Genomic DNA, 2,029 nt, shown 5'->3' on the forward strand with positions numbered 1-2,029 from the left:
ACGCCAACACGCGAACGCACCGATGACCCGCCAGACCCTTCCCGCCCCCACCGAACCCGACAACCCGATGGAGCGCCTCGCCGAGATCTGCATCGAGGCGCACGGCCTGATCGAGGAAGCCGGCACGCCGGAGATGAAGGCGACCCTCGAGGTCCTCCTCGTCCGGGTCGGCTTCGGCCTCGCCGAGCGCCTCGCGACGCAGCACCCCACGGCCTGACACGGCCTTTCGCTTGTCGAAGCGGAGGCCGTGTCACGCAAGCCCGCGCGGCGCCTGAGCGAAGCCCGAATCCGCCATCCCGAAGGGATCGACCGGATTTGGTCTGATCCCGCGCGACGGGCCGGTGCCGCGTCCTCCGCCGGCCCGAAGGGCCGGCGGCGCGTCGCGTCCGGCCGCCGGATTCGTTCCTGACGGACTTGTCCACCGCTCTTCCGGCGACCTCGGAGGATGGGAAACCGACTGGTAACGGACGCCGCGCCACGGTGTCCCCCGACCAGCACCGGAACCCGGACCGATGATGACCAAGGACCAGCTCGCGACCGAGCTGAAGCGCATCGCGACGACGCAGATCAGCGACATCACGCGCGCCGTGAAGGAAGGCCAGAAGTCCATCGCCCTCAACGAGGTGCGGGACATGGCCCACCGCCTCGAACGCCTGGCCGACGCCTTCCATCCGCGGCTCATCCCGGCGGCGGACGCCGCCGACCCCGGCGCCCAGGCCGCCTGACACCAGCCCTCGATGAGCCCGCCTCATCGAGGGCTGGCCCCCGCGATTGCGGGGCGGCGGCAATCCGCCGGACCTCATGGGTCCCGACCCATGAGACTTGCCATCGACCGTCGTCGGAGGTCCGCCGGCCCACGCAACCTGAGGAACGGGGCGTTCGATCATGATCCACGCATACTTCAACATCCGCCTCGACGACGCCTTCCTGCCGGAGCGCACCGGGCAGCTCGTCCAGGACGCCGAGGAGGCGCGCGCGGTGGCGCGCACCATCATCCGCCGCCTCGTCGTCCAGCACGGCGGCGAGCCGCGCCTGCTGAACGCCGTGATGGCGGTCACCGACGCGGACGGCGCCAGCATCCTCGACCTGTCGTTCTTCGAGGCGCTCTACGTCCCCGTCGCGGCGCCGGAGCGCGCGGGCGCCGGGCGTCCGCGCTCGGGCCTGCGCGGCCAAATGGCTGATGGTGTGGCGGGTCGGATGGCGGGTCGTGTGGCGGCCACGTTCGGCGGCCGGGCGGCCGCGGCGTTCGCGGGCCTGGCTGCACGGATGCGCATGCTGCCCGCGCATCCACGTCTCGCCGACGCGCTGCCGAGGCTGCGCGCGCATCTCGCGGCGGCGTCCGACCTGCTGTCGTTCCGGCGCGACCCGCGCCAGCGCTTCACGCTCCAGATCGAACCGGGCCGCTGACGGCGGGCGGCGCTCAGCCGACGAGGGCCAGCGCCTCCGCCTCGTCCTGCGGGATCACGTCGACCTCGACCTTGAGCTTCTGCTTGCCCGAGCCGCTGACGATGCCGTCGATCGGGGCGACGTCGCCGTAGTCGCGCCCGCGGGCGACGACGATGTGGTCGTCGCGCACGCCGATGCCGTTGGTCGGATCGAGGCCGAGCCAGCCGTCGCCGCACCAGACCGCGACCCAGGCGTGGCTCGCGTCGGCGCCGCGCAGGCGCGGCCGGCCGGCCGGCGGGATCGTCCGGAGATACCCGCTGACATAGGCCGCCGGCAGCCCCATCCCGCGCAGGCCCGCGATCATCACGTGGGCGAAATCCTGGCAGACCCCGGCGCGCAGCGCGAAGGCCTCGGAGAGCGGCGTGTGCACGTCCGTGGCCTTCGCGTCGAAGCGGAAGTCGGCGCGGATGCGCGTCATCAGGTCGAAGGCGGCGCCGTAGGCGCTGCGCCCGGGCGAGAAGCTCTTTCGCGCATAGTCGGTCACGTCGGGCAGCAGCGGCACCCGGGCGCTGGGGAACAGGAAGTGGACCGGCGCGTCCGCCCCGAGGTCGCGGGACGCGATCGCGGCCGCCCGCGCCGCCTC

At 73.0% G+C, this 2,029-nt stretch carries 4 protein-coding genes; 3 read left to right on the forward strand and 1 reads right to left on the reverse strand.

Features of this window, described 5'->3' with window-relative positions; all coding sequences use genetic code 11:
• The 3 genes from FV229_RS26605 to FV229_RS26615 all read left to right on the forward strand — a co-directional run.
• Nucleotides 1–217, forward strand: a 217-nt coding sequence (locus tag FV229_RS26605; RefSeq protein WP_210246632.1) for a hypothetical protein, incomplete at its 5' end; no start/stop codon positions are given.
• Nucleotides 218–512: 295 nt separating this feature from the next.
• The gene (locus tag FV229_RS26610; RefSeq protein WP_147754784.1) at nucleotides 513–725 is read left to right on the forward strand and encodes a hypothetical protein; all 213 of its coding nucleotides are present in this window, start codon (nucleotides 513–515) and stop codon (nucleotides 723–725) included.
• Nucleotides 726–885: 160 nt separating this feature from the next.
• Complete coding sequence (locus tag FV229_RS26615; RefSeq protein WP_147754785.1) at nucleotides 886–1,407, forward strand: catalase; 522 nt, start codon at nucleotides 886–888, stop codon at nucleotides 1,405–1,407.
• A gap of 13 nt (nucleotides 1,408–1,420) precedes the next feature.
• Here FV229_RS26615 and FV229_RS26620 read toward each other — a convergent pair.
• On the reverse strand, nucleotides 1,421–2,029 hold a 609-nt coding region (locus FV229_RS26620; RefSeq protein WP_147754786.1), incomplete at its 5' end, for a transglutaminase family protein.

It is taken from the genome of Methylobacterium sp. WL120 (genome assembly GCF_008039465.1).
In the GTDB taxonomy this organism is placed as follows: Bacteria; Pseudomonadota; Alphaproteobacteria; order Rhizobiales; family Beijerinckiaceae; genus Methylobacterium; species Methylobacterium cerastii.